Origin of the sequence: Neobacillus paridis (assembly GCF_016765675.1) — a bacterium.
In the GTDB taxonomy this organism is placed as follows: domain Bacteria; phylum Bacillota; class Bacilli; order Bacillales; family Cytobacillaceae; genus Neobacillus; species Neobacillus paridis.
Genome location: NZ_JAESWB010000013.1, coordinates 1 through 2,661, shown reverse-complemented (window position 1 = coordinate 2,661; position 2,661 = coordinate 1). Strand labels below are relative to the sequence as shown.

Below are 2,661 nucleotides of genomic sequence, written 5' to 3'. Positions count from 1 at the left end.
TTCAGGTTAAACTGTACTTGAGTCATTTTTATTCCTCTTTTCATTGTTTATCGTGGTTGAAAACAGTGTTGCCAAAAGTGAATAAAATGACTCATTATTTTTACACAATTATACGGACTTAATCGAAGAGCCCCAGCGAAGTGCCCATGGACCGGTTCAATGAACACTTTCTTAGGGAAGAGCCTTAGCAAAGTGTTCATGGCACGATTCAACGAACACTTTATTGCGGAAGAACCCCAGCGAAGTCCTCATTATGCCCTTCTATCAACACTTTTTTACAGGAAAAGCCCCAGTGAACTGCTCATGGCCCAGGTCAGCACATTATATTATTTTATAAACCATCTGGGTAATCAAAAAGCACATAATGGTGATTAATAATGACCTCGCTAGTTTCAATGGAACCTTAGGGACAACAAACAGGCCTATTTGGGAACCGATAATGGAGCCGAAAGCCATTACGATGGCGTAGGGCCATTGCAGGAATCCAGTTTGATAAAAAATGATGAAGGCGCCCGTGCAGCTGCCAAAAATTAAAACTCTTGTAAGTTGAACAGCTTTTAAATAAGTTTGTTGGTTTTTCATGTAATACAAAATACTTAATGTGGACGAGCCGGGGCCGAATCCTCCATCATAAGCCGCGATAGAAAAGAGAATCAAAGATGTCCATCTGTTTTTAACAGTTTCATTTTGACTACCTTGAGCCGCCTCAATCCATCCTTTATTTTTAATGGTAACCATTAAGGCAAGAAAAAGGAGAATAAATGCAATTGTATTCATTGTTTTTTCAGAGAGATGCGTCGTGATTAAAGCTCCTCCAACCCCTCCTAAAAATGCTACAAATAAGTTTTGTATGATTGTCTTAATCCTTAACTGCTTCATGTGGATCAGATAGAATACACTTGAAAAAGCAGCAATTCCCGAGGAAAATTTATTGGTCGCAATGCTCGTTTGAATGGGAATACCCGTTAACATCATCGCCGGAATTGTAATCAGCCCGGGCACCACCAGCTAATGTCCCAACAAAAGAAGAAACGATTCCGATAAAAAATAGGATCATAGGCTGATGGTTTAAGGGTGAAGTACTTGTGATGAGCAGTGCTATGCCCAGTAAAAGAAATAAAAATACTTGTTTTTTCATCGTAAAAGAGATAAGGAATTTACCGTAAATGTACTTAGATTTATTGATTATGTGAAAAGTAGTCTTGAAGTACAAACTGCCATTTCGGGTCAATTTATTTAGTTTGAACGGTTTCAAGCCGATTTTTCCAAAAAGAATGCGGCTAATTGGTTATGTCAATGACAAGGGTTCCGTCTAGTAACAATAATCGGCCTTAACTGGACGACTTAAAAGTCAAAGCAAAATGAACCGTTTTAATAGACGGCCTGTCACTCCCCTATAGTAGCCGGTGGTGACAGGCACTTTTTACCTACAAGTATATTGACGTCTTAGTGTCCGCCTGGATAAAATCAGTGATGTCTCCGCTAAATACGATATTTCCTCCTTGTTCACCGCCATTAGAACCAAGTTCTACGATGTAATCTGCTTGTCTAATGACATCAAGATTATGTTCAATAAAGAAGAAGGTATTCCCTTTATCGACAAGGTTCTGTATTAGTTCCATAAAATGATAAACATCAATTTTATGCATACCAGTGGTTGGCTCATCCATAATAAATAAGTGTTTATTTCCTTTTTGCTTAGCAATCACACTAGCTAGACTTAACCGCTGCATTTCTCCTCCAGACAAAGTGTCTGTCGTTTGACCGAGAGAAATATAATCAAGATTCGTTTTTGTCAAAAGAGTTAACGGGGTCGTCGTCAACCTATTTTTTTCAAAGAACTCAATCGCTTCGAGAATCGAAAAATTGAGCACGTCTGCAATCGAGTGGTTGTCAATTTTTACTTCGAGTACCTCATCTTTATATCTATTTCCGTGACATATTGGGCAAGGGAGCTCCATATTTTCAAAAAACAGTTGATTGCTCTCAATCATACCTAAGCCTAGACAATTCGGGCATCTCCCATTTCCGGAATTAAACGAAAAATCAGATGGTGAGAAATCAAGATTTTTTCTCTTAGCCTCTTTTGCGAAAAGCGAGCGAATATCATCAAAAGCATCCATATAGGTGGCAATGACAGAGCGTTTATTTCTACTCGGCCTTTTTTGACTAATCATTACGATATCTTCAAATTTTTTTAGCCACTGGATCTTTTCACTATCTTTTAAACCACTGGTTGCAATCTCACCAAAAAGCAGACTTGATTTTCCAGATCCCGAAACACCTGTGATAACAGATAAACAATTTGCAGGTAAGGTAACAGAAATGTTTTTGAGATTATGGTTATTGGCATTATTTAATTTTAGGGCCATTTTATTGGTTGGTCTTTGATAACTACTTTGTTCATATTTGAATTGATGGGACATCGAGAGCAAAGAATTTGGATTATGAAGCAGATCATGGTAAGTTCCGCTAGCCATAACTTCACCGCCAAATTCACCAGATTTCGGACCAATTTCAATAATATAATCAGCATCACTAGTGTTGCATAAAAAGTATCGGAATTTTCAGTTAAAATATTTCACCCTTTTAGGGCCAAAAAGATAAATACCCATTTAAAGGTGGCTCTGTCCATTTGGAAATTTATTTACAGTTAAACCT

2 protein-coding genes are annotated in these 2,661 nt (G+C 37.8%); both read right to left on the bottom strand.

Going from position 1 to position 2,661, the window contains the following annotated elements; genetic code table 11:
- Positions 1-321: 321 nt before the first annotated feature.
- Positions 322-1,005, bottom strand: a complete 684-nt coding sequence (locus JK635_RS01440; protein ID WP_368857064.1) for a sulfite exporter TauE/SafE family protein — start codon at positions 1,003-1,005, stop codon at positions 322-324.
- A gap of 422 nt (positions 1,006-1,427) precedes the next feature.
- Positions 1,428-2,480 carry an ATP-binding cassette domain-containing protein gene (locus JK635_RS01435; protein WP_202651739.1) on the bottom strand — a complete coding sequence of 351 codons (1,053 nt, stop codon included), beginning with the start codon at positions 2,478-2,480 and terminating at the stop codon, positions 1,428-1,430.
- Positions 2,481-2,661 lie beyond the last annotated feature (181 nt).

Coding starts and splice junctions, on each gene's coding strand:
- JK635_RS01435 (WP_202651739.1), bottom strand. CDS start 2,480: ATGGCTAGCGGAACTTACCATGATCTGCTTCATAATCCAAATTCTTTG.